General features: G+C 69.5%; 30 protein-coding genes and 1 tRNA gene. 5 read left to right on the top strand and 26 right to left on the bottom strand.

The window, feature by feature from the left end; translation table 11 throughout:
- Positions 1-16 precede the first annotated feature (16 nt).
- The gene (locus VEA98_RS06755) at positions 17-1,453 is read left to right on the top strand and encodes a helix-turn-helix domain-containing protein (protein WP_324812119.1); all 1,437 of its coding nucleotides are present in this window, start codon (positions 17-19) and stop codon (positions 1,451-1,453) included.
- A 1-nt stretch (position 1,454) separates the two neighbouring features.
- Here VEA98_RS06755 and VEA98_RS06750 read toward each other — a convergent pair whose 3' ends face one another.
- The 3 genes from VEA98_RS06750 to VEA98_RS06740 form a co-directional block, all read right to left on the bottom strand.
- Entirely contained in the window at positions 1,455-3,392 is a 1,938-nt protein-coding gene (locus VEA98_RS06750) for a PAS domain S-box protein (RefSeq protein ID WP_324812115.1), read from the bottom strand.
- An 86-nt stretch (positions 3,393-3,478) separates the two neighbouring features.
- Positions 3,479-4,882, bottom strand: a complete 1,404-nt coding sequence (locus VEA98_RS06745) for a hypothetical protein (RefSeq protein ID WP_324812112.1) — start codon at positions 4,880-4,882, stop codon at positions 3,479-3,481.
- A gap of 65 nt (positions 4,883-4,947) precedes the next feature.
- Positions 4,948-5,952 (bottom strand): WYL domain-containing protein, encoded by a 1,005-nt coding sequence (locus tag VEA98_RS06740; RefSeq protein WP_324812110.1) that lies wholly within the window; start codon positions 5,950-5,952, stop codon positions 4,948-4,950.
- Between the two features lie 87 nt (positions 5,953-6,039).
- Between VEA98_RS06740 and VEA98_RS06735 the strand changes: the two genes are divergently transcribed.
- Both VEA98_RS06735 and VEA98_RS06730 read left to right on the top strand, forming a co-directional pair.
- Positions 6,040-6,270: a hypothetical protein gene (locus tag VEA98_RS06735; RefSeq protein ID WP_324812107.1), complete on the top strand. Its 231-nt coding sequence runs from the start codon at positions 6,040-6,042 to the stop codon at positions 6,268-6,270.
- A 1-nt stretch (position 6,271) separates the two neighbouring features.
- Entirely contained in the window at positions 6,272-6,523 is a 252-nt protein-coding gene (locus VEA98_RS06730) for a hypothetical protein (RefSeq protein WP_324812105.1), read from the top strand.
- Positions 6,524-6,530: 7 nt separating this feature from the next.
- Here the strand turns inward: VEA98_RS06730 and VEA98_RS06725 are convergent, their stop codons facing one another.
- From VEA98_RS06725 to VEA98_RS06675, 11 genes are all read right to left on the bottom strand, one after another.
- Positions 6,531-6,938, bottom strand: a complete 408-nt coding sequence (locus tag VEA98_RS06725) for a DUF1801 domain-containing protein (protein WP_324812102.1) — start codon at positions 6,936-6,938, stop codon at positions 6,531-6,533.
- A gap of 3 nt (positions 6,939-6,941) precedes the next feature.
- Positions 6,942-7,199: a DUF2442 domain-containing protein gene (locus tag VEA98_RS06720; protein WP_324812099.1), complete on the bottom strand. Its 258-nt coding sequence runs from the start codon at positions 7,197-7,199 to the stop codon at positions 6,942-6,944.
- A 110-nt stretch (positions 7,200-7,309) separates the two neighbouring features.
- Complete coding sequence (locus VEA98_RS06715; RefSeq protein ID WP_324812095.1) at positions 7,310-7,735, bottom strand: hypothetical protein; 426 nt, start codon at positions 7,733-7,735, stop codon at positions 7,310-7,312.
- Positions 7,735-9,162, bottom strand: coding sequence for an NAD(P)(+) transhydrogenase (Re/Si-specific) subunit beta (locus VEA98_RS06710; protein ID WP_324812093.1), 1,428 nt, complete (start codon positions 9,160-9,162; stop codon positions 7,735-7,737). Before VEA98_RS06710 ends, VEA98_RS06715 begins: the two co-directional genes overlap by 1 nt.
- 27 nt (positions 9,163-9,189) lie before the next feature.
- Positions 9,190-9,477, bottom strand: coding sequence for a hypothetical protein (locus VEA98_RS06705; protein ID WP_324812090.1), 288 nt, complete (start codon positions 9,475-9,477; stop codon positions 9,190-9,192).
- A complete protein-coding gene (locus tag VEA98_RS06700; protein WP_324812088.1) occupies positions 9,474-9,776 on the bottom strand; it encodes a hypothetical protein in 303 nt (100 codons plus the stop codon). Before VEA98_RS06700 ends, VEA98_RS06705 begins: the two co-directional genes overlap by 4 nt.
- On the bottom strand, positions 9,773-10,081 hold the full coding sequence (locus VEA98_RS06695; protein ID WP_324812085.1) for an NAD(P) transhydrogenase subunit alpha: 309 nt from the start codon (positions 10,079-10,081) through the stop codon (positions 9,773-9,775). Before VEA98_RS06695 ends, VEA98_RS06700 begins: the two co-directional genes overlap by 4 nt.
- Positions 10,081-11,214, bottom strand: coding sequence for a Re/Si-specific NAD(P)(+) transhydrogenase subunit alpha (locus VEA98_RS06690; protein WP_324812082.1), 1,134 nt, complete (start codon positions 11,212-11,214; stop codon positions 10,081-10,083). The genes VEA98_RS06695 and VEA98_RS06690 overlap by 1 nt, the downstream gene beginning before the upstream one ends.
- Before the next feature lie 92 nt (positions 11,215-11,306).
- On the bottom strand, positions 11,307-11,564 hold the full coding sequence (locus VEA98_RS06685; protein ID WP_324812079.1) for an aa3-type cytochrome c oxidase subunit IV: 258 nt from the start codon (positions 11,562-11,564) through the stop codon (positions 11,307-11,309).
- Between the two features lie 91 nt (positions 11,565-11,655).
- Positions 11,656-12,999, bottom strand: coding sequence for a serine hydrolase (locus VEA98_RS06680; protein WP_324812077.1), 1,344 nt, complete (start codon positions 12,997-12,999; stop codon positions 11,656-11,658).
- 36 nt (positions 13,000-13,035) lie between these two features.
- Entirely contained in the window at positions 13,036-14,838 is a 1,803-nt protein-coding gene (locus VEA98_RS06675; RefSeq protein ID WP_324812075.1) for a M3 family oligoendopeptidase, read from the bottom strand.
- A 97-nt stretch (positions 14,839-14,935) separates the two neighbouring features.
- On the opposite strand from VEA98_RS06675, the gene VEA98_RS06670 reads away from it, so the two are divergent.
- On the top strand, positions 14,936-15,406 hold the full coding sequence (locus VEA98_RS06670; RefSeq protein WP_324812072.1) for a DUF1203 domain-containing protein: 471 nt from the start codon (positions 14,936-14,938) through the stop codon (positions 15,404-15,406).
- 6 nt (positions 15,407-15,412) lie between these two features.
- Here VEA98_RS06670 and VEA98_RS06665 read toward each other — a convergent pair whose 3' ends face one another.
- The 11 genes from VEA98_RS06665 to VEA98_RS06615 form a co-directional block, all read right to left on the bottom strand.
- Complete coding sequence (locus tag VEA98_RS06665; RefSeq protein WP_324812070.1) at positions 15,413-15,847, bottom strand: NUDIX hydrolase; 435 nt, start codon at positions 15,845-15,847, stop codon at positions 15,413-15,415.
- On the bottom strand, positions 15,847-16,848 hold the full coding sequence (locus VEA98_RS06660) for an inorganic phosphate transporter (RefSeq protein WP_324812067.1): 1,002 nt from the start codon (positions 16,846-16,848) through the stop codon (positions 15,847-15,849). Before VEA98_RS06660 ends, VEA98_RS06665 begins: the two co-directional genes overlap by 1 nt.
- A 9-nt stretch (positions 16,849-16,857) precedes the next feature.
- The gene (locus tag VEA98_RS06655) at positions 16,858-17,502 is read right to left on the bottom strand and encodes a DUF47 domain-containing protein (protein WP_324812064.1); all 645 of its coding nucleotides are present in this window, start codon (positions 17,500-17,502) and stop codon (positions 16,858-16,860) included.
- A gap of 93 nt (positions 17,503-17,595) precedes the next feature.
- On the bottom strand, positions 17,596-18,099 hold the full coding sequence (locus VEA98_RS06650; RefSeq protein ID WP_324812062.1) for a DUF2059 domain-containing protein: 504 nt from the start codon (positions 18,097-18,099) through the stop codon (positions 17,596-17,598).
- Positions 18,100-18,208: 109 nt separating this feature from the next.
- Positions 18,209-18,898, bottom strand: a complete 690-nt coding sequence (gene rplA / locus VEA98_RS06645) for a 50S ribosomal protein L1 (protein ID WP_324812058.1) — start codon at positions 18,896-18,898, stop codon at positions 18,209-18,211.
- 4 nt (positions 18,899-18,902) lie between these two features.
- The gene (gene rplK, locus VEA98_RS06640; RefSeq protein ID WP_324812055.1) at positions 18,903-19,334 is read right to left on the bottom strand and encodes a 50S ribosomal protein L11; all 432 of its coding nucleotides are present in this window, start codon (positions 19,332-19,334) and stop codon (positions 18,903-18,905) included.
- A gap of 197 nt (positions 19,335-19,531) precedes the next feature.
- A complete protein-coding gene (nusG, locus tag VEA98_RS06635; RefSeq protein ID WP_324812053.1) occupies positions 19,532-20,125 on the bottom strand; it encodes a transcription termination/antitermination protein NusG in 594 nt (197 codons plus the stop codon).
- An 11-nt stretch (positions 20,126-20,136) separates the two neighbouring features.
- Positions 20,137-20,421 carry a preprotein translocase subunit SecE gene (gene secE, locus VEA98_RS06630; protein WP_422653082.1) on the bottom strand — a complete coding sequence of 95 codons (285 nt, stop codon included), beginning with the start codon at positions 20,419-20,421 and terminating at the stop codon, positions 20,137-20,139.
- Between the two features lie 70 nt (positions 20,422-20,491).
- Positions 20,492-20,567, bottom strand: a tRNA-Trp gene (locus VEA98_RS06625).
- A gap of 90 nt (positions 20,568-20,657) precedes the next feature.
- Positions 20,658-21,992, bottom strand: a complete 1,335-nt coding sequence (locus tag VEA98_RS06620) for a hemolysin family protein (protein ID WP_324812049.1) — start codon at positions 21,990-21,992, stop codon at positions 20,658-20,660.
- A 94-nt stretch (positions 21,993-22,086) separates the two neighbouring features.
- On the bottom strand, positions 22,087-22,218 hold the full coding sequence (locus tag VEA98_RS06615) for a hypothetical protein (protein WP_324812048.1): 132 nt from the start codon (positions 22,216-22,218) through the stop codon (positions 22,087-22,089).
- 184 nt (positions 22,219-22,402) lie between these two features.
- On the opposite strand from VEA98_RS06615, the gene VEA98_RS06610 reads away from it, so the two are divergent.
- Complete coding sequence (locus VEA98_RS06610) at positions 22,403-23,698, top strand: NAD(P)/FAD-dependent oxidoreductase (protein WP_324812045.1); 1,296 nt, start codon at positions 22,403-22,405, stop codon at positions 23,696-23,698.
- 74 nt (positions 23,699-23,772) lie between these two features.
- Here VEA98_RS06610 and VEA98_RS15230 read toward each other — a convergent pair.
- Positions 23,773-23,839, bottom strand: a 67-nt coding sequence (locus VEA98_RS15230; protein WP_288397397.1) for a hypothetical protein, incomplete at its 5' end; no start/stop codon positions are given.

The following is a 23,839-nucleotide window of genomic DNA, read 5'->3' as shown; positions in this document are numbered from 1 at the left end:
GTGACATCGTGCGGCTATGGAAGCGACCGCCGACCGCAAGCTGTTCCTGGGAGGCCGCCTCAAGCGGCTGCGCCGCGATCTGGCCCTGACGCAGACCGCCATGGCCGCGGACCTTGGGGTATCCCCCAGCTATCTCAATCACATAGAGCGAAACCAGCGGCCGGTGTCGGCCCAGCTGCTGCTGCGTCTGGCCGACACCTACGACGTCGACCTGCGCACACTTGGCCAGTCCGGCGGTCCGGCCACCGAGTCGGAACTCGCCGAGGCCTTCGCCGATCCCTTGTTCCAGGGCTTGCCGGTCCCGCGCCACGAGATCGTCCAGCTGGCGGAGGACCAGCCCGCCGCCGCCGACGCCCTGCTGCGCCTCTACCGCGCCTTCGCCGACCGCCGCGCCCGCGACCGCGCCGAGGCGGACGTCACCGGCGGGGCGGGCGACGAAACCCCGGCCGATCGGGTCCGGGACTACATCCAGGGCCGGCGCAACCACTTCCCCGAACTCGACGCCCTGGGCGAGACGCTCGCCGATGCGCTTGAGGCGGAGACGCCCGGGGAATCGTTCGAGACCCAGGCGCGGGCGAGGCTGCTCGCGCGTCACGGTCTCGCAGTCCGCACCCTGCCGGCCGACGTCATGGTCGAATGGACCCGCCGCTACGATCCGCACCGCAGGCGGCTGTTGCTGTCCGACACGCTGGGCCCCTCCTCGCGCGCCTTCGCCGTCGCCTTCCAGCTGGCGCTGTCCGAGCACGACGCCGAACTGACGGCCCTGACCGACGCCGCGGGCGCGCCCGACGAGCCGACGCGGCGTCTGCTCAAGGTCTCGCTGACCAACACCCTCGCCGCCGCTGTCCTGATGCCCTACGGCCCCTTCCAGCGCACGGCGGAGGAAACCGGCTACGACCTGGGGCGGCTGCAGGCCCGGTTCGGGGTCAGCTACGAGCAGGCCGCCCACCGGCTGACCACCCTGTCGCGGCCCACGGCCCGGGGCGTCCCGTTCTTCCTGATGCGGGTGGATCAGGCCGGCAACATCTCCAAGCGCTTCGCCTCGGGCGCCTTCCCGTTCTCGCGCTTTGGAGGGGCCTGCCCGCGCTGGCGGCTGCACAGCGCCTTCCGCACGCCCGGGCGCATCGTCACCCAGATCATCGAGACGCCGGACGGCCAGCGCTGGTTCACGTTCGCCCGCACCGTCGACCGCCAGGGCCACGACGCCTTCACCGAGGGGCACGACCTCGCCATAGGCCTCGGCTGCGAACTGAAGCACGCCCATCGCCTGGTTCACGCCCGCGGGCTCGACCTGGCGGCCCCCGAGATCACCCCGATCGGCCCCGCCTGCCGCCTCTGCCACCGTCATCCCTGCGCCGAGCGGGCCGCGCCGCCTGTGGACCGGCCGCTCAAGGTCGACGACTGGTCGAAATCCGTCAGTCCCTACCCGTTCGACGACGCCGCCAACGCCTGAGTCAGGCCTCCAGCTCCGCACCATCGAGGGTTTCGCGGATCAGGCTCGCCAGATCGGCTTGGGCGAACGGCTTGGCCAGGCGCGGCAGGCTCGAGGCCACGCCGTCAGCCGAGAGGTCCGCATAGCCCGAGGTGATGATCACGGGCAGGTCAGGGTGGGTGCGCCGCACCACCTCGGCGAACTGCGATCCCGTCATGTTGGGCATGATCTCGTCGCTGATGATCAGGTCGATGTCGGGCAGGCCCCGCAGCGCCTCCAGCGCCTCCTTGCCCGAGGACGCGACGACCACCTCATGGCCGAGGTCGTCGAGCATGGCGGCGGTGTTGGTCAGGACCAGGCTGTCGTCATCGACGGCGAGGATGCGCAGTCGGTGGCCGGCCTCCGCCGGAGGGTCGGCGTCGATCTCCGTCGCGAACAGGGTTCCCGTCCTGATGACGGGCAGCCACAGTTCGACCTGGGCGCCCGCGCCGGGACGGCTCGTCATAGTGAGCCAGCCGCCGGATTGGGCGGCCAGGCCGTGGACCATCGACAGGCCAAGCCCCGTGCCCTTGCCGACTCCCTTGGTCGTGAAGAAGGGTTCAGTCGCGCGGGCGAGCGTGGCCTCATCCATGCCCTCCCCGGTGTCCGCGACGACGAGCCGGACATAGTCCCCGGGCGCCAGGGTGGCGTGGGCGCCGATCCGTTCGGGCCTGGCGCTGATGGTTATGGAGCCGCCGCCGGGCATCGCGTCCCGGGCGTTGACGGCCAGGTTCATCAGCGCCGCCTCGAGCTGATACGGGTCGGTGTGCACGCGCGGCAGGTCGCCGGGGAAGCGCATGTTGACCTCGATGTTCGGACCGATGGTCCGGTCGAGGAAATTCATCAGGCCTCGGACGAGCGACGGCACGTCGACCGCCTCCATCTTGAGTTCCTGCTTGCGGGCGAAGGCCAGCATCCGCTGGGTCAGCACCGCCCCCCGCTGGGCCCCCTGGATGGCGTTGTCGATCAGCGGCGTGACGCGGGGGTCATAGGGCACCCGTTTGCGGACCAGCTCCAGACTGCCCAGAACCGCCATGAGCAGGTTGTTGAAATCATGGGCGATGCCGCCGGTCAGCTGGCCGACCGCCTCCATCTTCTGCGACTGGAACAGCGCCTCGCGGGCCTCCTCCAGCGCCCGTTGCGACTCCATCCGTTCGGTGATGTCGCGAGTGACCTTGGCGAAGCCGATGAGCCCGCCGTCGTCGTCACGGATGGCGTCGATGACCACATGGGCCCAGAAGCGGCTGCCGTCCTTGCGGACACGCCAGGCCTCCTTCTCGAACCGCCCGACCCGGGCGGCCGTCTCCAGCGCCTTGGCGGGCTCGTCGGTGGCGCGGTCCTCTTCCGTGTAGAAGCGCGAGAAATGCTCGCCGACGATCTCGTGCGGCGCATAGCCCTTGATCCGCGCGGCCCCAGCGTTCCAGCTGCTCACCCGTCCCGTCGGATCCAGCATGTAGATGGCGTAGTCGGTCACGCCCTCGACCAGCAGGCGGAACTGTTCGCGGCTGCGGCGCAAGGATTCTTCGGCCAGCTTCCGTTCGGTCAGGTCGCGCGTGATCTTGGCGAATCCGACCAGTTCGCCCGACGGAGACCGCACCGGATCGATGACGACGTGGGCCCAGAACCGGGTTCCGTCCTTGCGGATGCGCCAGCCTTCGTGCTCGAAACGGCCCTCCTCCGCGGCGGCCCTCAGCGCCTCCGCCGGCGTCCCGGCCGCGCGGTCCTCGTCGGTGTAGAAGCGGGAGAAATGCTCGCCGAGGATTTCCGAGGGCTCGTAGCCCTTGAAGCGCTGGGCGCCCGAGTTCCAGCTGGTCACATAGCCATGCGGATCGAGCATGTAGATGGCGTAGTCGGTGATCGCGTCGACCAGCAGCCGGTAACGATCCTCAACGACAGAAATCGATCCCGACAACTCAGCCAAGTCCATACGCTCGCCCCCCGGCCCCGTATTCACGGAACTGTCGGTAACGCCGCGGGACCTGTACGGTTCCGTAGCGAACGGCGGCGTCAGGTCAGGATGACCTGCGCACCCTCGCGCCGGTGGGGCACGCCCGCGCGCTCGAACAGGCCGGCGATCGCGCGCGCCGGATCGTCCGAACCGTGGTCCAGCATCCGTTCGATGTCGCGGCGCAGCGCCGGATCGCCCGAAACCCGGTCCAGCGCGGACAGCCACTCATCGCGGCTGAGCACCCCGTCGGCGCGGTTTGCCGCGATCAGGGGCTGGAGGAAGTCGAGCCAGTCGCCGCCCGAGGCGCGTTTCTGGGCGGTTTCGGCGGCGAGGGCGAAGACCGCGCCGCAGGCGTAGTGCGCTCTGAATTCCCCGCGGTCGGCCGAGGTCGACACCGGCTGGTGCGCGAAGCCGATGCAGTCATCCACGGCGGCCTGCAGCCGGCTGCGTCCTCCGTAGGCGGGGTCGACCGCCTGCAGACCGCGAACGGCCATCAGGTCAGCCCCGCCCTCGGTGATCCAGGAGTCCAGCGCGGTCTCGTAGTGAACCGCCCCGCCAAGCCAGAAATGGGCGCTCTCATGGCCGATGAACCACCGCGCGAGATTGCGCACGCCCGTCGTGGGCTCCAGCACTCCGTCGCCCTCGAACGCCATGACCACCAGCCCCGGCAGGACGCTGCCCGCCATGCTCGACGTGTCCGGCGTCGGTCCCGTCCAGCTCATCATCACCGTGGGCGCGGCGACACCGCCCGGGCCGAGGCGGGCGGCGTAGTGCTCCGCCACCCGCGGCGCGTAGCTGGACAGCTCAGCGGCGATCCACGCGGGCAGACCGGGATCGACCACGGTCGACAGCGCCTCGCCGGGCACGACCTCGGCGGGGCCGAACAGGATGTAGGTTCCGACCCGGGTCGAATCCGGGTCCACCAGCCGCTCGCCCTTCGCCAGCACCGCGCCCTCGGCATCGCTCCAGGTCGTTCGCGTGGGCCCGGCGGCGTCGATCATGGGCCCGAGGTCCCGGGGCAGGACGGCGAGCGCGTCGGCCGTATCGAGCGGGATCAGGTGGAAGACCTCGCTGTACCAGGCCACGGCCCCGGTCGAGAAGGTCAGAACCGGATCGTAGTTGGCCTCCAGATCGACGAAGCTCGGTTCCAGGCGCAAGCGGATCCGCCGCGGCGCCGGCGCGCCGTCCACGCCTCGCAGCACGTCCCGCCCGGCGACGGTCTCAAGCGCCACGCCGGGCGTCTCGACCGTCCACTGATGGACGCGCCAGCCGCGACCGTCGGAGAGGGGTTCGGACTCGCCGAACACCCAGACCGGCGCGTCGCGATCCAGGGTGAGGTCAAGCGTCCACGCGCCGGCCTCGTGGCGCACCACGGCCGTGGCCGGGGCTGCCGGCGTTTCCCCGGGTGCGGGCGCGGCGGTCGGCATCAGGACGGCCAGGGCGGCCGCAAGGGAAAGGATCATGGGAAGCCCCTCTTCGATCTTCCCGCCGTAGCCATGCCGCCGAACAGTGTCAGCTTAAGCTTTGGTCAGGCTTGGGACCGATCGGGGGCCGCGCCGGCCAGCGCCTTTCCGGCCGCGGCCAGTTCGTCGGCCATCACCGTCTTCAGCCGCTCCGGCGCGACGATCTGCACCTGTCCGCTCCAGCTGAACAGGTGCCAGGCCAGTTCCCGCATGCCCGAGGCGCGGAAGCGGACGATGACGCCGCCGTCCGCCTGATCCTCAAGGCTCTGGGTCGGGTGCCAGCGCCACGCCCGCGCCTCGGCCGCCCCCTCCGGCGAGACCTTCAGCACCACGTCCTCGATCTCATCCTGATAGATGCCGAACGACTGGCTGGCGAAGGCCTGCAGGTCAAAGTCCGCAGGCGGCGACGCCACCCCCTCTCCGGCCCGCACGGCGCTCATGCGGTCCAGGCGAAAGGTCTGGATGCGGCCGCTCTCGCGGTCGGCGGCGACCAGATAGTTGGCGCGGCCGAACATCACCCCGCAGGGCGCGACGCTGCGGCTCCGCGCATCGGCTCCGGGCCGGCTGTAGATGAAGCCCAGCGGCCGCCCCGCCAGGATGGCCTGGCGGATCTCGGCCAGCACCGCCTCGTCCGCCGAGGGGCGCGGCCCGGCTTGCACGGCGATGGTTTCGGCCCGCACCAGCGCCTCCAGGTCGGGCGCCAGCCGGTTCAGCGTGGTCGAGCGCATGGCCGACTTCAGCTTGCGCTCCAGCCCCTCCAGCGCGGACGCCCGGCCCGGCTCGCCGCTGGCCCGCAACCCTTGCGCGGCCTTGGTCAGCTCGACCAACTCCTCGGTCGTGGGGGCCTGTTCGAAGGCCGACAGGCCGCCGCGAATGCGCCAGCGCTTGTTCGGCGGGTCCGAAACCTCCTCGGTTTGCGGGAACAGCATGATCACCGCGTCCCGCAGCCGCTCGGCCGTGCGCCGCCCGACCTCCAGGTCGCGTTCGATATCGCCCAGCGTCAGGCCCTCGGCGCTGGCCGCCATGCGCCGGGCTAGGTCGATGACCATGGCCGCCTTGTCGTGTCTCATGCCGCCACAGAAGCATACGTCCGATTTTGACGCAACGCTGCTTCACACTCCAACCATCGACAGACACACCGCCTCAGGAGTTCTCCCATGGCCCGCGCCTTCGCCCCCCAAGCCGCCATTTCCGCCTCCCGCTACCTGGTCGTCCCCTGTGAGGCCGACGGCTTCGGCGACCTCGCCGTCATCTGGGACCGACTCGAGGAACAGGTCATCGACGTCATCGACGCCCGCCTGTCGGCCCGCTACGCCGACGAGGACGCCCTCTGGGACGAGGCGCGCCCGGCCTTCGATCCGGCCGAAGACTTCCGCATCGCCGCCTGAGATGGCGCTTGCCCTGTGGATCGTCGGCGCCGGGTTTGTGCTGGTCTGGTGCGGGACCGGGGCGCTCCAGATCGCGCTGTGGCTGATCCAGCTGGCGCTGCGGCTGATCGGCTGGCTGGCGGTGCTGGCGTTCGGCCTCGTCTCCCTGGCGGCGCTTGCCTTGCTGGACCGTCGCGAGTTGGCGCGCATCTGGCGCCGCCAGCGGGCCGATCAGGCCGTCGCAGCGGCGCTCGCCCGCGAACGCTGGTCCTGAGCCGAAATCAGTCGGGGTATTGCTCGCGCATCCACGCCACCGAACTCGCCGCCATCTCGCGCAGCACGTCCAGGTCGACGTCCGCCAGCCTGTTGACGTAGAGACACCCCCCGCCGGTCTTGTGCTTGCCGAGGCGCGCCAACAGCTCCCCGAAGTCCGCGAAGCCGCGCATGATGTAGAGCACCAGCTGCGCCTTGCGCGGCGAGAAGCCGATGATCGGCCAGTCACCGGTCGGCCCCTTGTAGCGCCCGTAGCCGACGATCGACGGCCCCCACATCACCGGCTGTTCGCCGGTGACTTCGGCCAGCATGGCCCGCACCACTTCCGCATCCGCGCGCCGTTGCGGGTTTTCGACCGCCGCGATGAAATCGGCGACCGGCGCGTCGGTGGGTTTGGTCTTGGGTTCCGCGGCCATGGGTCAGGCGGCTTCCGGGGCGGAGGCTCTGAGCAGGCCGGCGACGCCGATGTCCTCATCGATATCAGGCCAATGGATGCCGAGGCCCGCCGCCGCCGCCTCCCAGTTCGCTCGCTCAGCGGGAGTCGCCGACTTCAGACGCGGGAACCAGTCCAGCGGCGCGGCCAGGCGGCACCCATCGCGCAGGCGCACGATCAGCTCGGCATCGGTGACTTCGACGCCCGCGACCCGCTCATCGATCCTGACGGCCGAAATAGCCATTCCAAGCCTCCAGAAGCCGTTCCGGTCTTCGGTCATCTTGCGACACATCTCGGCCATCTCCCTCGCAATAGCCGATATTGCGCGCCGCCGCGACGGAGCGGCCTTCCCCTTCACGATTCCGCCGCCCGCCAAGCGCCCTCTTCGAAAACATAGGCCCCGCCGCCGATCCATATCGCGCCGAAGGGCCCGCGGATGTCGCCTCGCGCCGTAGCGGAATAGACGACGCCTTCCCGCAGGGGCTTGGCGGCGACCAGTTCGACAGCTCCCGATGGCGCCTCCCCGTACACAAGCGGCCCGAAGCGGACGCACCCGCCGTCGCGGCCTTCGATCCTCCAGACCACCAAGTCCTCCGACAGGGGAGCGGTCGGTCCCGCCTGGATCGTCAACTCGGAAAAGCAGACCGGGCCGGCGCGACGTTCGGGCGTAAAGACCGGCTGGTGGAGAGGTCCCGCGACATGAACCAGGAGTGTGGTCGAGCAGCCGGCGAGCAGCAGGCCGATGGCAGCCGCCGCCCCTCCTGAAACCACCTTCCCCATCACAGCGCCTTCACGATCCCCTCGACCATCTTCTTGGCGTCGGCGAACAGCATCATGGTGTTGTCGCGGAAGAACAGCTCGTTCTCCACCCCCGCATAGCCGCTGCCCATGCCGCGCTTGATGAACAGCACCGTCCCCGCCTTCTCCACGTCCAGGACGGGCATGCCGTAGATCGGGCTCTTGGTATCGGTCTTGGCGGCGGGGTTGGTGACGTCGTTGGCGCCGATGACGAAGGCCACGTCACAGCTCGAGAACTCCGAGTTGATGTCCTCCAGTTCAAACACCTCGTCGTATGGCACATTGGCCTCGGCCAGCAGGACATTCATGTGGCCGGGCATGCGGCCGGCGACGGGGTGGATGGCGTATTTCACCTCGACCCCCTCCTCCTTCAGCTTGTCGCCCATCTCGCGCAGGGCGTGCTGGGCCTGGGCCACGGCCATGCCGTAGCCGGGCACGATGATGACCTTCGAGGCGTTCTTCATGATGAAGGCGGCGTCCTCGGCCGAGCCCTGCTTGACCGGCCGGGTCTCGACGGCGCCGCCGCCGGCCGCCGCGGTCTCGCCGCCGAAGCCGCCGAGGATGACGCTGATGAAGCTGCGGTTCATGCCCTTGCACATGATGTAGCTCAGGATCGCGCCCGAGCTGCCGACCAGCGCCCCGGTGATGATCAGGGCGATGTTCTCCAGCGTGAAGCCCAGCGCCGCCGCGGCCCAGCCGGAGTAGGAGTTGAGCATCGACACCACCACCGGCATGTCGGCCCCGCCGATGGGGATGATCAGGGTCGCGCCGAGGATCAGGGCGATCCCGAACACGCCCCAGAAGGCCCATACCGCCGTCCCGCCCGAGGCGATCATCACCGCGATCAGGGCGACGAGGCCGAGCCCCAGCCCGATGTTGATCAGGTGCCGCGCCGGCAGGATGATCGGCGCCCCGCTCATGTTGCCGTTCAGCTTGGCGAAGGCGATCACCGAGCCGGTGAAGGTGACCGCGCCAATGGCCACGCCGAGGCTCAGTTCGATGATCGAGATGGTCCTGATGCCGCTGGCGAGGTCGAGCGGGTCGTTGAGGATGCCGAACGAGCCCGGCGCATAGACCGCCCCAACCGCCACCAGACAGGCCGCCATGCCGACGAGGCTGTGGAAGGCGGCGACCAGCTGCGGCATCTGGGTCATCTGGACCCGCGCCGCGATCAGGGCTCCGGCCCCGCCGCCGATCACCACGCCGCCGCCGATCAGCGCCAGGGTCAGCGGATCGAGGTCGCCCGCCGACCATAGCGTCGCCAGCGTCACGCCGACGGCCAGCGCCATGCCGACCATGCCCAGCGTATTGCCCCGCCGGCTCGTCTCCGGGCTCGACAGCCCCCTCAGGCTGAGGATGAACAGGACGCCCGAGACCAGATAGGCCAGGGCCGCGATCGATGCGTTCATGCGGTCAATTCCCCCTCATCGTCGCCTTCACTGTCCCGTCGGCGGGCACGCCGTCCGGGCCAGCCGCCACAGGGCCGCGGCAATGAACAGCGGCGCCAGGATCGCCAGCGCCCAGTCCATCACCCCCATCGGTTTCTCCTGCGCCACGATGCGCAGCAGAACGGCCGACGCGATCAGCACCAGGCCGCAATCCAGCAGCCGCACGCGCCGCACCGCGTCCTTCTCCCTGAACCAGCTCCACAGCCACAGGGACAATCCGATCGCCGAGGCGACCCAGGACGCGCCGACCGCGAGTTGCTGGATGTCGAAGATCACCGCGGCCGCTTTCTCGGCGCCAGCCGCCCCTGATGCACGGAGCGGATGCCGTTCATGACGAAGATCAGCCCGATCCCCAGCATGGCCACGGCGAGCAACCAGTTCTCCTCGACCCCGTAGTCATAGGCCTTCCACAGCCAGAACAGGCTGATCACCGGATAGATGATCGCCGCGATGACGCGCTCGACCTTCTGTCGCCTCTCGCCCTCGAGACGGCCGCCGACGATCAGGAAGCCGATCACCAGGATCAGGACGACCGGAAAGGCGAATAGGAAATACAGGTCGGGGGCGGGAATCACTTGGGTCGGTCCTTCTTGCGATACATGGCCAGCATGCGTCGGGTGACCATGAAGCCGCCGAAGATGTTGACGCTGGCCAGGGTCACCGCCGCGACGCCCGCGCCCTTGGCGATCCAGCCGTCATCGCCGCTGGCCGCCGCCGCCGCGATCAGCCCGCCGACCACGATCACCGACGAGATGGCGTTGGTCACCGCCATCAGCGGCGTGTGCAGCGCCGGCGTCACCGACCAGACGACGTAATAGCCGACGAAAATCGCCAGCACGAAGATGGCCAGGCGGAAGATGGTGGGGTCGACGTGTTCCATCAGCCTTTAACTCCCTCATGCACCACGGCCCCGCCGTGGGTCACCGCCGCGGCCCTGAGGATTTCATCCTCCAGATCGACCGACAGCGCTCCGTCCCTGACCATCAGCCCGACGAAGGCGCTGAGGTTGCGCGCGTACAGGGCCGAGGCGTCCGCCGCGATCCGCCCGGCCATATTGGTCCAGCCGACGATCTGGACGCCGTTGGCGGTCGTCACGACCTCCCCCGGCTTCGCCTCCTCGACGTTGCCGCCGTTGTCGATGGCCAGATCCACCAGCACGCTGCCCGGCTTCATCGAGGCCACATGCGCCGCCATGACCAGCCGGGGCGCAGCGCGCCCGGGGATCAGCGCCGTGGTGATGACGATGTCCTGCTTGACGATGTGCGAGGCCGTCAGCTCGGCCTGCTTGGCCTGGTATTCCGCCGACATCGGCTTGGCGTAGCCGGCGGCGGTCTCGGCGGCCTTGAACTCCTCGTCCTCGACGGCGACGAATTTGGCCCCGAGGCTCTCGACCTGCTCCTTCGACGCCGGCCGCACGTCGGTGGCGGTGACCACCGCCCCCAGCCGCCGCGCCGTGGCGATGGCCTGCAGTCCGGCCACGCCCGCGCCCATGACGAAGACCTTGGCCGGGGCGACCGTGCCCGCCGCCGTCATCATCATCGGAAAGCCCTTGCCGAAGGCGTAGGCCGCCTCGATCACGGCGCGATAGCCGGCCAGGTTGGCCTGCGACGACAGGGCGTCCATGACCTGCGCCCGGCTGATGCGGGGCACGAACTCCATGGCGAAGGCGGTGACGTTCGCACCGGCCAGAGCGGTCACCGTTTCCTTGTCCCGGTACGCATCCAGCAGGGCCACGACGACGCTGCCCGGCTTCAGCGCGCTGGTCTCCTGCGCCGTCGGACCGCGCACCTTCAGCAGGATGTCCGCTCCGGCCAGCACCGCCTTGGTGTCCGGCTTCACCGCCGCGCCGGCGGCCGCATAGTCCGCGTCGGGAATGGAGGATCCGGCGCCGCTCCCCGCCTCGACCGTCACGGTCGCGCCGAGGGCGGTCAGCTTCTTCACCGTTTCCGGAGTGACGGCGCAGCGCGTCTCGCCGTCTCGGCGTTCGCGGGTCACGGCGATGGCGACAGCCAAGCGAATCCCTCCGTCATCTCTCGACCGGGGAACGTTAGGCTGATCGGGGACGGCGCGTCAAAAGAGCCAGCGCCGGGATGGGGCCCGAGGGGCTAGTGTTTCGACTTCTTGCCGGCGCGCAGGAAGAGGACCCCGGCGGCCAGGATCACCAGCCCCGTGATCGCGCCCCCGATGAAGCTGCCGCCCGGCTGGAACCACAGCACCAGGAAGGCGATCGACGCCGCCGTCAGCAGCGAGCCCCACTTGGCCAGGTTGATGAACAGCGTGAAGGTCGCGGACTGCTCTTCGATGTGCTGCGAACCGCGGACGTAGTCGTCGTGGGCGTCGGTAGCGTGGTGCGGGTCGGCCATGATCGGGTCCGGGAATCTGCAGGAGACGTTGGCGCCCTTATAGCGGCGCGGCGCGCACGCTCAAGCGGGCGGCGACAATTCGCGCCGCGGCTCAGTCGAGGGACGCCAGCACGTCGCGCGTAAAGGCGATGTGGTCGAACCGCGCTCCGGCCGGGTCCTCGCCACGGCGCACGATGACGATGTTCCGGCTGGGTACGATGATCACATACTGGCCGCGGTTGCCGTTGGCCGAGATGGCGTCCGCCGGGATGCCCTCCGACTTGTCGAACAGCCAGAAGGTCGCGCCATAGCCCTGCTCGCCGCGCGGCTGCGGTCCGGAGGGACGCGAGACGTAGTCGCGCCAGCCCTCGGGCAGGATGCGGACGCCGTCCACCACCCCGTCGTCGACATACAACTGCCCGAAGCGCGCCAGGTCCCGCGCCGTCGACCACACCTGGCTGGACAGCACATAGTTGCCCCGCCAGTCGGTCTCGGCCCAGGTGTCGTACATGCCCAGCGTCCGGAACAGTTCCGACGGCGGATGCTCGGCAAAGGTCGGGGCGATGCTCAGGATGGCCAGCAGGATGTCGTTGTTGGCGTAGCGGAATCGCGTCCCCGGCGCTGCAACGAGCGGCCAGGCCGGAGCCTGTTCGTCTACCCCCACGCCGCCGAAGTACAGGGCGTCGGTCCGGTTCCCGGCGAAGTCGCTGGTCAGGCCGGACGACATGCGCATCAGCTGGTCGAGCGTGATGGCGGCGCGGGGATCGCCGCCCCTGCTCCAGTCGGCGAGGTAGACCGGCGCGTGAACGTCGACCTCGACGCGCTGCACCGCGGCCCCGATCACCGTCCCCGCCAGGCTCTTGGCCACTGACCAGGTGCGCTGCGGCGTATCGGGGCCGAAGCCGTCGGCGTAGCGTTCGGCGATCAGCCGCTCATCCTGCAGCACCACCACGGCCGTGGTGCCCGTCCCGGCGCCGTAGCCGTCCGCGAAGGCTCGCTCCATCACGGTCGCCAGCTCGAGCGGGTGGCGTGGCGATCCCGAGCGGAATGGCAGGTTCGGCGAGACCGTCGGGGCGGGCAAGGGCGTGGGTCCGCCTATCCAGCCAACCGGCATGATGGCGCATCCCAGCCCGGGGCGAAACAAGGCGACGCGCGGCGGCATGTCCTCGCTCCACGCCACCGACGTTCCGCCGGGCAGGACCTCGACCGGCAGCTCCCGGACCAGGGGATCAAGTTCCGGATAGATGCCCACCAGTTCGTTGGCTTCGACGCTTTCAAGGGTGCGCTGGCCGCCCGCGGCCTCGGCGTTCTTCAGCGCGCTGCAGACGGTCAGGGCCTTGTAACCGGCCGCCATGGCGCGCGTGGCCGGCGTCGGCGCCGAGGGTGGCGTCTGGGCGAACGACGGCCCGGCGAGGGCGGCGAGGGCGGCGAGGGCGGCGAGGATCAGGAGGCGCATGGCCGGACGCTCGCCCGGCCTCCCCGCCCCGTCAACTCAGACCAGCGCCTCGAACTGGTCGATCAGGCCCTCCAGCCGCTTCGTTCCGATCGTCCAGAAGGCCGGGTCGCGCGGGTTCAGTCCGAACGGGGCCAAGGCCTCGACGTAGCCCTTCGACCCGCCCCCCGCGAGCAGGTCGCGATACAGCGGCGTGAAACCCTCCTGGTCCTTCGCCCGCGTCTCCATCAGCGCCGCCACCAGCAGGTCGCCGAACGCATAGGCGTAGACGTAGAAGGGCGAGTGCACGAAGTGGCCGACATAGGACCACCAGTGCTCATAGCCGGGGTTCAGCGTCACCGCCGGGCCCAGCGAGCCGCCCATCTCCTCCAGCCACAGTTCGCCAATCCGCTCGACCGGAACCTCCCCCGCCGCCCGCTCGTCGTGGAACCGGGTCTCGAAACGGTGGAAGGCGATCTGGCGGATGACGGTGTTCAGCCCGTCCTCGATCCGCCCGGCCAGCAGGCCGCGCTGCTCGGCCTTCGGCGCGGTCTTCAGCAGCCGGTCGAAGGTCAGCCCCTCGGCGAAGATCGACGCCGTCTCGGCCAGCGTCAGCGGCGTGTCGGCCAGCAGGCTGCCCTGCCCCGCGGCCAGCGTCTGATGCACGCCATGGCCCAGTTCGTGCGCCAGGGTCAGCACGTCGCGCCGCTCGCCCATCCAGTTCAGGAACACATAGGGGTGCCGGTCCGACGTCACCGGATGGGCATAGGCCCCCGACTGTTTCCCCGGCCGCGCCCGACCGTCGATCCACGGCCGTTCGAAGAAGCCGCGCGCCCGGTCGGCGAACTCGCCGCCCAGGTCGCCGAAGCTCTCCAGCACCAGTTCCCGCCCTTGCGCCCAGTCATAGCCGCGCGGGGCGCTGGTCTCGATCGGCGCGTTGCGGTCCCACTGGTCCAGCTTCGCCTTGCCCATGGCCCGGGCCTTGAGCGCGTAATAGCGGTGCGACAGGCGCGGATAGGCCGCCGCCACCGCCTCGGCCATGGCGTCCACGGCGTCGCCGTCCACCTCATTGGCCAGGTGGCGGCTGTCGGCGGGCCGCTTGAAGCCGCGCCACTTGTCCTCCAGCGCCTTGTCGGCCGCCACCGTGTTGAGCACCAGCGCCATGGTCTGGGCCCGCGCGCCCAGCGCCTCGTTGAGGCCTTCGGCCGCCGCCTTGCGCCGCGCCCCCCTGGGGTCCGATAGCCGGTTCAGGGCCTCCGACAGGGTCAGTTGATCCTTTCCGGCCCGGACCTTCATCGCCGCCATGGTCTCGTCGAACAGGCGCGGCCACTGGGCGCTGATCGGGCCGCGCTCGGCGAGGAAGGTCTCCAGCTCGTGCGACAGCTCGTGCGGCTTCATCGCCCGCACGCGCCGCAGCCACGGCCGCCAGCGCGCCGCGGGAGCGTGAGCCGTCAGCGCCGCCTCGATCTCCGTCTCCTCCAACTGGTTGATCTCCAGCGTGACCCAGACGGTCGGCGTGGCAATGGCGGTGATCTTCTCGCGCACGGTCCCTTCGAAGCCCTGAGCGGCGGCGTCATTGCGGTCCGTCGAGGCGGCGAGGAAGGCATAGGCGCCGAGCGCGCCCAACAGATCCGAGGCCTGTTCGTACAGCGTCACCGCCCGGTCCAGCCGCTGGCCCAGCGTCGCGGCGTCGACGCGCACCTCCACGAGCCGGCCTTGCAGGGCGTTGAGCTCGCCCACAAGCGTCCGGGCGCGCTCGAGGTCGGCCTCGACGCGCGGGTCCTCGCGCGAGGCGTACAGATCGGTCAGGTCCCAGACCGGGGCTTCGGCGGGATCGGCGGGAGTCTTGAAGGGCGCGTTCATGGTCTTCCTTGTGGGGATGCGGCTCGCCCGGCGCAACGGCCGAAAGCCGCCAGACGTGCATCGCCCCGCCTGCGACACCGGCGCGGAGGAGACACCCATGAGCTTTCACATCCACAGCCTGCCGTTGGCCCCGTTCGAGGCCCTGTTCGATCTGGACGACGCCGCCCTGACCGCGACCGGCGCGCGCCGCATGATCGTCGACGCGCCTCACGCCGCGCCCTGCCGGGTCAGCCTGGCGGACGCCGAGCCCGGCGAGCGGCTGATCCTGCTCAACCATCGCCATCTCGACTCGCCCGGCAGCCCCTATCGCTCGGACGGGCCCATCTTCGTGCGGGAGGCGGCGGTCGAGGCCCGCCCCGCCGTCGGCGAGATTCCCGACATGCTGGGCCGCCGCCTGCTGTCCGTCCGGGCCTATGACGCCGACTGGATGATGACCGACGCCGACGTGGTCGAGGGCCGCGACCTCGCCGCCCGCCTCGAAGCCTGGTTCGCCGACCCGCTCGTGTCCTGCATTCACCTGCACACGGCCCGGCGCGGCTGCTTCATGGCCTCGGCCGAGCGGGCCTGACGCCGGTCAGGGTTCGAAACCGGCGATCAGGGCCTTCAGCTCGGGCTCGTCGACGCGCCGCACCGCCTCGTCGCGCGAGACCCAGAGCCGCTCGCGCTCGTCCCGCTCCTGCCAGTCGGGGTGTTCGGCGGTGACCTCCAGGGCATAGACCGAGACCACGCACCAGCGCGGCGCCCGGCGCTTCAGCACCTTCAGATAGCGGAAGGTCCCCAGCGGCGCCTCATCCGTCACGCCCTCGATTCCCGCCTCCTCGAGGGCTTCCTGGGCGGCGGCCTCGGCGTCGGTCTTGCCGGCCATGCGCCCGCCCTTGGGCGTGACCCAGCGCCGCGTCTCGCGCGAGGTGACGAGCAAGAACTCGATCCCGCCAGACCCGCGCCGCCAAGGGAGGGCGGCGACCTGACGCCGCTCGGCCTGTTCGTCGCGCGGAGGAAGCTCGGCCATCAGGTCAGGAAGGCCCCGCCGATCCAGTAGAACAGCGCCCCGATGGCCGCGGCGGCCGGCATGGTGATGAACCAGGCGACGACGATGCTCCGCGCCACGCCCCAGCGCACCGCCGAGGCCCGGCGGGCGGCCCCCACGCCGACAATGGCGCCGGTGATGGTGTGGGTGGTCGACACCGGGATGCCCAGGCCCGTGGCCATGAACAGGGTGATGGCCCCGCCGGTCTCGGCGCAGAAGCCCTGCTGCGGGCTCAGCCGCGTGATCCGCGACCCCATGGTGTGGACGATACGCCAGCCGCCGAACAGGGTGCCGAGGGCGATCGCCGCCTGGCAGGTGATCACCACCCAGAACGGGACATGGAACTCGCCGCCGGTCATGCCGCGCGAGAACAGCAGCACGGCGATGATGCCCATGGTTTTCTGCGCGTCATTGCCGCCGTGTCCCAGCGAATAGGCCGAGGCCGAGATGAACTGCATGCGCCGGAACGCCTTGTCCGCGGTGGCGGGGTTCACCTTCACGAAGGCCCAGGACACGATCAGGACCAGCACCAGCGCCAGGGCGAAGCCCACGGCGGGCGACAGGAAGATGGCGCTGACCGTCTTGGTCACCCCCGCCACCACCACGGCCCCGGTCCCCGCCTTGGCCACCCCGGCGCCAAGCAGGCCGCCGATCAGGGCATGCGAACTCGACGATGGAATCCCCGCCAGCCAGGTGATGACGTTCCAGCTGATCGCCCCCATCAGCGCCCCGAAGATCACCTGGTCCGTGATCACCGACGGATCGATGATCCCGCGCCCGATCGTGTCGGCCACGTGCAGGCCGAAGAACAGGAAGGCGATGAAGTTGAAGAAGGCCGCCCAGCCCACCGCATAGAAGGGCGGCAGCACCCGGGTGGCGACGATGGTGGCGATCGAATTGGCCGCGTCGTGCAGGCCGTTCAGGAAGTCGAACAGCAGGGCGACGGCGATCAGGAAGATCAGGATCAGCAGGGCGCCGTCCATGAGGCGCTCCTACAGGTGCTCGACCAGGATGCCGCTGATGCGGTTGGCCACGTCCTCGAACCGGTCGACGACCTTCTCGAGGTGGTCGTAGACCTCGCCGCCGATCATGAAGGCCATGGCGTCGCCGCCCTTGTGCGCCTGATAGAGCGCCTTCATGCCCTCGTCGTAGAGGGTGTCGCTGTCGCTCTCCAGCCGCGCGATCTGCTCCGTCAGCTCGTTCAGCCGGCCCCGGTTCTTGCGCATGTCCGGCAACAGGGCGACCGCCTCGACCGTCAGCGTCGCCGCCTCGACGGCGATGTCGCCCAGCTGACGCATGTGCGGCGCGAAGTCGCGCATCTCGTACAGGGTGATGACCTTGGCGGTCTTCTGCATCTGGTCGATCGAGTCGTCGAGCGAGTTGGTCAGGCCGCGGATGTCGGACCGGTCGAACGGCGTGATGAAGCTGCGCCGCACCGCGAACAGCACCTCGCGGGCGACGTCGTCGGCCTCGTGCTCGTGATCGACGATCTTCTGGCACCAGTGCGGCGTCTCCTCGCCGCCCTCCAGCACCTTGCGCAGCGCCTCGGCGCCCCTGATCAGCGTCGCCGCGTGGGCGTCGAACAGGCGGAAGAAGTTGTCTTCCTTGGGCAACAGCGCCTGAAACCAACCCAGCATCGGCGAATCTCCCGCAGAATCCGTGGCCGGTCACTCCCGCGTCCACGCGGGTGCGTCAACCCGTCAGGACGTGGAGGGTTCGGATTCGCCCCGTCAGCGGCCCTGCTTAGCCGCCGCCTCGCCGATCGCCGAACAGTCGAAGCGGAGGCAGAATTTCTCCATCAAGCCGGCCATCCGCGGGAGCAGCAGCGAACTCATCACCTCCTGCATGTCCATGGTCATGTCGACCTGCTTGCGCACGATCGACCGCCCGACCGGCGACTCATAGAAGGCGATGGCGCTTTCCAGTTCGGGCACCGTGAAGCTGTCGGCCACATCATCGCGAAACTCCGCGACAGTGGCGTCCATGACCTCCGCCAGCGTCTCGCTGACGCTCTCGATCAGCCAGGCGCGCTGTTCGGCGGGCAGTCCCGAGGCTTCGTAGCTCTGCTCCAGCTGACCCCGCATCTGCTTCACCAGATCGCCGCCCTGGGTGAGGACCAGATAGCGTTCAGCCAGCGCCAGGTGGTTCTGACGCGCGGCGTCCGGCGCCGCCTGGGCGAAGGCCGGCCCGGCCGACATGGCGAGCACGGCGGCGATGATGGCGATTGTGCGCATGGTCCTTCCCCTCGGCATCCCATCCTCGCCCCTGGAACAGAAGGGCGCAAACGAAAACGGCGGCGGAGATCGCTCTCCGCCGCCGCTTCCATTCAGTCTGAAAGGCCGATCAGGCGCCCAGCGAGGCCGGGTCGATCTTGAAGCCCGGGCCCATCGTCGACGACAGGCTGATGCGCTTCACATAGGTGCCCTTGGCGCCCGCGGGCTTGGCCCGGGTCAGGGCGTCGACGAACGCCTTGACGTTGGCTTCCAGGGCGGCCTGGTCGAACGAGGCCTTGCCGATGCCGGCGTGGACGATGCCCGCCTTCTCGACGCGGAACTCGACGGCGCCGCCCTTGGCGTCCTTGACCGCTTGCGCGACGTTCGGGGTCACGGTGCCGACCTTCGGGTTCGGCATCAGGCCGCGCGGGCCCAGAACCTTACCCAGACGGCCGACGAGGGCCATCATGTCGGGGCTGGCGATGACGCGATCGAAGTCCATCATGCCGCCGTTGATCTGCTCGTACAGATCCTCGGCGCCGACGTATTCGGCCCCGGCCGCGCGGGCTTCGTCAGCCTTGGCGTCCTTGGCGAAGACGGCGACGCGGACGTCGCGGCCCGTGCCCGAGGGCAGGTTCACGACACCGCGGACCTGCTGGTCGGCGTGACGCGGATCGACGCCCAGGTTGACGGCGATCTCGATCGACTCGTCGAACTTGGCCGAGGCGTTGGACTTCACCGCGGCGATGGCGTCGGCGAACGGCATGTTGACCATGGTGTCGCCGGTGCGGGCCTTGAAGCGCTTGGTTTGCTTGGCCATGTGCTTAGCCCTCCACGACGTTGAGGCCCATGGCGCGAGCCGAGCCTTCGATGATCTTGGTCGCCGCGTCCAGGTCGTTGGCGTTCAGATCCTTCATCTTCTTTTCGGCGATCTCGCGCAGCTGGGCGCGCGTGATCTTGCCGGCCACTTCGCGGCCGGTCATCTTCGAGCCGGAGGTGATGCCCGCCGCCTGCTTGATGTAGTGGGTCGCCGGCGGCGTCTTGGTGACGAAGGTGAAGCTCTTGTCCTGATAGACGGTGATCACCGTCGGCAGGGGCGTGCCCTTCACTTCCTTCTCGGTGCGCGCGTTGAACTCCTTGACGAAGCCCATGATGTTGACGCCGCGCTGGCCGAGGGCCGGGCCGATCGGCGGCGACGGCGTGGCGTTGCCGGCCGGCACCTGCAGCTTGATGTAGCCGAGAATCTTCTTGGCCATTGGTCTCTCCTTACAATGGCCCTGAACTCAATCAGGACCGGTGAGCCGTGGTCGTGGCATGGCTGCCTCCCACGGATTTATGCGGGCGAACCCGCACCGCCCCTCAGAGCGAGGCGCGCGTGTAGCGGATCAGGGGCGGAAAAGCAAACGTGGAGCCGCGCCGCCTGCGACGCGACGCTCCCGCCGCAAGCTGCGGTCTAGCCCGCGACCTTCTCGACCTGGCTGTATTCCAGATCGACCGGGGTCGGGCGGCCGAAGATGGACACCGCGACCCGCAGGCGCGCCGCGTCCTCGTCGACGCTCTCGACCTGGCCGTCGAAGCTGGCGAACGGCCCGTCGATGACCTTGACGGTCTCGCCGATGTCGAAGCGGATGGTGGGCTTCGGACGCTCCACGCCCTCTTCAACAGCGCCGATGATGTTCTGGACCTCACGCTCGGAGACCGGCAGCGGCTTGGTGCCGCCGGCCGCGCCGAGGAAGCCGGTCACCTTCGGGGTGTTCTTGACCAGGTGATAGGCGTCGTCGGTCATCTCCATCTTCACCAGCACATAGCCGGGGAAGAATTTCCGCTCCGAATTGACCTTGCGGCCGCGGCGGATCTCCACGACGTCCTCGGTCGGGACGAGGATTTCCGAGAAACAGTCTTCCAGCCCCTGCTGCCGCGCCTGGTCCTGCAGGTGCTGCGCGACCTTCTTCTCGAAGTTCGAATAGGCGTGGACGATGTACCACTTGTGGCGCGGGTTGGCGGCGGGCTTGCCGGAGTTCGGGGCGGCGGGGGCGGCGTCGGTCATGGGCGTGTCTCTTACTGACCGATGGCCAGGATGAAGCGCGAGGCGAAGGCCAGGCCGGTGTCCACGAGGAAGAAGAAGGTGGCGGCGATCACGACCATGATGAAGACCATCACCGAGGTGATCCAGGTCTCCTTGCGGCTCGGCCAGACGATCTTGCGGCCCTCGGCGTTCACCTGGCTGATGAACTGCGGAATCGAGACCCGCGGCTTCTTCGGCGCGTCAGCCGCGACGGCGGCCCCGGCGATCGCGGGCTGGGCGGTCTGGGGGCGGCGCCCGTGGGTCTTGGCCTTGGCCATCATTGATCCGTCAAAGAATTGATCCTGTCGCCCCCAGATAGGGTCTCCCATCCGGCGGCGACAGGGGAAATGGCAGGAGTTGGGGGACTCGAACCCACGACCCCCGGTTTTGGAGACCGGTGCTCTACCAGCTGAGCTAAACTCCTAGACAAACAACAGCGCGCCCCGAAGGGCGGATGTGATCGCCAGACCGGGGCGTATGCCCCACGCCGCCGGGCTTTTCAAGGGCGGAACCGTCAATCCTCGTGGTGCGCCGCCACGGCGCTGGCCTCGTCTTCCGGCTTGATCACCTGCCGGAACAGCAGCTTGTCGATGCGGCGGTCGTCCATGTCGATGACCTCGACCTCGAAACGGCCCAGCTGCAGGATTTCGCCCTCGTCCGGCACGCGTGACAGCTGGTGCAGCACCAGGCCCGCGACGGTGTGGAAGCCCTCCGCCTCGCCGAAGTCCTCGCCCAGCGCATCCGCCAGCTCCTCGATGTCGGCCTGGCCGTCGACCATCCAGCTGCCGTCCTCGCGCTGCCGGATATAGGCCTCTTCCTCGTCGTGGCCCTCGTCGAAGTCGCCGGCGATCATCTCCAGCAGATCGGTGGCCGTCACCACCCCCTCGAAGGCGCCGAACTCGTCGACCAGGAAGGCCATGTGAACCTTCGACGCCTTCAGGATCTCCAGCGCCTTCAGCACCGAGGTCGACTGCGGAATGAAGGCCGGCGTCTGCACCAGCCGCTCGACGTTGAACTCGCCATTGTCCAGCAGGCTGTCCAGCAGGTCCTTCTTGTGCACCACGCCCAGCGGGTTATCGACATCGTTCTCGCGCGCCACCACGATGCGCGAATAGGGGCAGGTGCGGATTTCCTGGCGCAGCTGCTCCTCGCTGTCGTCCAAGGCGATCCAGAACACCTCGTGGCGCGGCGTCATGGCCACGCGGATGGGCCGGTCGCCGAGGCGCAGGATTTCTTCGATCATCTCCTGCTCTTCCGGCTCGATCAGGCCCGAGGCGGTGCCCTCGGCGATCATCGTCTCGACCTCTTCCTGGGTGACGTCCGATCCGTCGCGGTCCTTGACCCCCATGACCTTGAGGATCGCCGAGGTCGACACCGTCAGCACCACCACGAACGGCTTCAGCACCGTGGCCACCATCGAGATCGGCGCCGCCATCTTGGAGGCGATCGGTTCCGGGAAGATCAGCGCCAGCCGCTTGGGCACCAGTTCCCCGACGATGACCGAGACATAGGTGATGAAGACGATGACCAGGGCGGTCGAGGCGATCTGATTCCAGTGCCCGAAGGCCGGTGCGGCGTCGTTGAGGATGCGGGTCAGCTCGCCGGCGATCGACGCCTGGCCGTAGGCGCCGGCGGCGATGCCGATCAGGGTGATGCCGACCTGCACGGCCGAGAGGAAATGCGTCGGCTCCTCGGCCAGCTTCAGCGCCGCGCGCGCGCCCCGGTCGCCCCGTTCGGCCCGGCTCTGCAGCTTGGATTTGCGGGAGGACACGACCGCGAGCTCGGTCATGGAAAACAGGCCGTTCAGCACCACGAGCAGCAGTACGACGACGATGGCGATGGCTAACATCTAGGGGGAGCGAGACCGGCGCGGCGCGACAGTCGGCGTCCGCGTCGCGAATGATAGGGGGTAAATTCCCCCTCCGCCACGAATTCCTTCGCGATCAGCGGCTGCGGCCGGCCTCGACCCCCGCGTACGGTCCGGTGGTCGATCCGTCGTCAGGCCCGACGGCCGCGCAGGCCGACATCCCGATCAGGGTGCCGATGAACAGGCCGATCCGCAGCGCGCGACGCATGGTTACCCAATCCCTAATTCCGAGACCCGAACGTAGGGGACGGAATCGGGTTGCACGCAAGCCGCCGCCCCCGTCGGTTGCGGATTAACCCTCACCCGCCCCTGCCGCGCGAACGCGGGCTCCGGCCGGGCCGCTTGACCTCCGGTCCCGCGGGCGCATCCTCCGCCTGAACGGGAGGGGCGCCATGAGACTGACCCGACGCAGCCTGCTGGCGGGACTCGGTGGCCTCGCCGTCTCCGGCGCCCGCGCCGGCCCCGGCGGCGATCCGGACGTGGTCGTGATCGGGGCCGGTTCGGCCGGGATCGCCGCCGCCCTCACCGCCCGGGCCGCCGGCCTCGACGTCCTCGTGCTCGAAGCCATGGACCGGATCGGCGGCCGGGCCTTGACCGACACCGCCACCTTCGGTTCGCCCTTCGACGTCGGCTGCGCCTGGCTGCACAAGGCCGACGACAATCCTTACACCGACTACGCCCGCGCCGAGGGCTTCACCCTTCAGGCGCATGAATACGATCTCGAGCGGGTCTGGCTCGGCCGCGAGCCGGCGCCCGCCGCCCTCGTCAACGCCGCCGAGGAAGCGATGAGCGAGGCGATCATGGCGGCGCCGGCCGACGTGGCGGCCTCCACCGTCGTCGATCTGGTCTCGCCCGTGAACGAGGCGGCGGGTGACTACCTCGGCGCCCTGGACATGGCGGTCGACCTCGACGAGCTGTCGACCTTCGACTACGCCAACGCCGACGATCTCGCTCCCAACTTCCTCTGCGCCCAGGGCTACGGCTCCATCGTCGCCCGGCGCGGCCGGGGCCTGCCGGTGCGGCTCAACACCCCCGTCCGCCACGTCCGCTGGGATGGACCCGGGGCGGTGGTGGAGACCGACGCGGGATCGATCCGCACCCGCGCCGTCATCGTCACCGCCTCGACCGGCGTGCTGACCTCCGGCGCCATCCGTTTCACCCCCGACCTGCCCGTGGCGACGCAGCAGGCCGTGGCCGACATCCCCATGGGCATGCTGGCCAAGATTCCGCTGCAGATCCGCGACCAGCGCTTCGGCCTGGAGCCGTTCACCGACGTCCTGCTGGCCCGGCGCGGGCGGCGCGACCTGTATTTCCTCAGCTTCCCCTTTGGCGCCGACCTGATGGTCGGCTTCGTCGGCGGCGACCTCGGCTGGGAGCTGTCCGCCGCGGGCGAGGCCGCCGCCGTCGACTTCGCCACCCAGGGTCTGGTGGAGATGTTCGGCTCCAGCGCCGCCGCCGCCGTCGTCAAGGGCGGCCTCACCCCCTGGGCCTCCAACCCGTGGACGCGTGGGGCCTACGCCGCCGCCAGCCCCGGCCGCTACGGGGCCCGCGAGATCCTCGGCCGCCCCGTCGGCGACCGGATATTCTTCGCTGGCGAAGCCCTGGCGGGCGGCCTGATCCAGACCTGCGGCGGCGCCTTCCGCTCGGGCGAGGCGACGGCGCGCGCCGTCGCGAGGACGCTGGCGTAGGGCCCGACAGCAAAACGGCCCCCGGATCGCTCCGGGGGCCGTTCGCAGTTCGGATCGTCAGATCAGCGGGACGACTATTCCGTGATCTTGGACACCACGCCGGCGCCGACGGTGCGGCCGCCTTCGCGGATGGCGAAGCGC

The sequence above is a fragment of the Brevundimonas sp. genome, assembly GCF_035627055.1.
Classification (GTDB): Bacteria; Pseudomonadota; Alphaproteobacteria; order Caulobacterales; family Caulobacteraceae; genus Brevundimonas.
This window is presented reverse-complemented; position numbering and strand designations above follow the sequence as displayed.

Coding starts and splice junctions, on each gene's coding strand:
- VEA98_RS06755 (WP_324812119.1), top strand. CDS start 17: ATGGAAGCGACCGCCGACCGCAAGCTGTTCCTGGGAGGCCGCCTCAAG.
- VEA98_RS06745 (WP_324812112.1), bottom strand. CDS start 4,882: ATGATCCTTTCCCTTGCGGCCGCCCTGGCCGTCCTGATGCCGACCGCC.
- VEA98_RS06740 (WP_324812110.1), bottom strand. CDS start 5,952: ATGAGACACGACAAGGCGGCCATGGTCATCGACCTAGCCCGGCGCATG.
- VEA98_RS06735 (WP_324812107.1), top strand. CDS start 6,040: ATGGCCCGCGCCTTCGCCCCCCAAGCCGCCATTTCCGCCTCCCGCTAC.
- VEA98_RS06730 (WP_324812105.1), top strand. CDS start 6,272: ATGGCGCTTGCCCTGTGGATCGTCGGCGCCGGGTTTGTGCTGGTCTGG.
- VEA98_RS06725 (WP_324812102.1), bottom strand. CDS start 6,938: ATGGCCGCGGAACCCAAGACCAAACCCACCGACGCGCCGGTCGCCGAT.
- VEA98_RS06720 (WP_324812099.1), bottom strand. CDS start 7,199: ATGGCTATTTCGGCCGTCAGGATCGATGAGCGGGTCGCGGGCGTCGAA.
- VEA98_RS06715 (WP_324812095.1), bottom strand. CDS start 7,735: ATGGGGAAGGTGGTTTCAGGAGGGGCGGCGGCTGCCATCGGCCTGCTG.
- VEA98_RS06710 (WP_324812093.1), bottom strand. CDS start 9,162: ATGAACGCATCGATCGCGGCCCTGGCCTATCTGGTCTCGGGCGTCCTG.
- VEA98_RS06695 (WP_324812085.1), bottom strand. CDS start 10,081: ATGGAACACGTCGACCCCACCATCTTCCGCCTGGCCATCTTCGTGCTG.
- VEA98_RS06685 (WP_324812079.1), bottom strand. CDS start 11,564: ATGGCCGACCCGCACCACGCTACCGACGCCCACGACGACTACGTCCGC.
- VEA98_RS06680 (WP_324812077.1), bottom strand. CDS start 12,999: ATGCGCCTCCTGATCCTCGCCGCCCTCGCCGCCCTCGCCGCCCTCGCC.
- VEA98_RS06675 (WP_324812075.1), bottom strand. CDS start 14,838: ATGAACGCGCCCTTCAAGACTCCCGCCGATCCCGCCGAAGCCCCGGTC.
- VEA98_RS06670 (WP_324812072.1), top strand. CDS start 14,936: ATGAGCTTTCACATCCACAGCCTGCCGTTGGCCCCGTTCGAGGCCCTG.
- VEA98_RS06665 (WP_324812070.1), bottom strand. CDS start 15,847: ATGGCCGAGCTTCCTCCGCGCGACGAACAGGCCGAGCGGCGTCAGGTC.
- VEA98_RS06660 (WP_324812067.1), bottom strand. CDS start 16,848: ATGGACGGCGCCCTGCTGATCCTGATCTTCCTGATCGCCGTCGCCCTG.
- VEA98_RS06655 (WP_324812064.1), bottom strand. CDS start 17,502: ATGCTGGGTTGGTTTCAGGCGCTGTTGCCCAAGGAAGACAACTTCTTC.
- VEA98_RS06650 (WP_324812062.1), bottom strand. CDS start 18,099: ATGCGCACAATCGCCATCATCGCCGCCGTGCTCGCCATGTCGGCCGGG.
- rplA (WP_324812058.1), bottom strand. CDS start 18,898: ATGGCCAAGCAAACCAAGCGCTTCAAGGCCCGCACCGGCGACACCATG.
- rplK (WP_324812055.1), bottom strand. CDS start 19,334: ATGGCCAAGAAGATTCTCGGCTACATCAAGCTGCAGGTGCCGGCCGGC.
- nusG (WP_324812053.1), bottom strand. CDS start 20,125: ATGACCGACGCCGCCCCCGCCGCCCCGAACTCCGGCAAGCCCGCCGCC.
- secE (WP_422653082.1), bottom strand. CDS start 20,421: ATGGCCAAGGCCAAGACCCACGGGCGCCGCCCCCAGACCGCCCAGCCC.
- VEA98_RS06620 (WP_324812049.1), bottom strand. CDS start 21,992: ATGTTAGCCATCGCCATCGTCGTCGTACTGCTGCTCGTGGTGCTGAAC.
- VEA98_RS06615 (WP_324812048.1), bottom strand. CDS start 22,218: ATGCGTCGCGCGCTGCGGATCGGCCTGTTCATCGGCACCCTGATCGGG.
- VEA98_RS06610 (WP_324812045.1), top strand. CDS start 22,403: ATGAGACTGACCCGACGCAGCCTGCTGGCGGGACTCGGTGGCCTCGCC.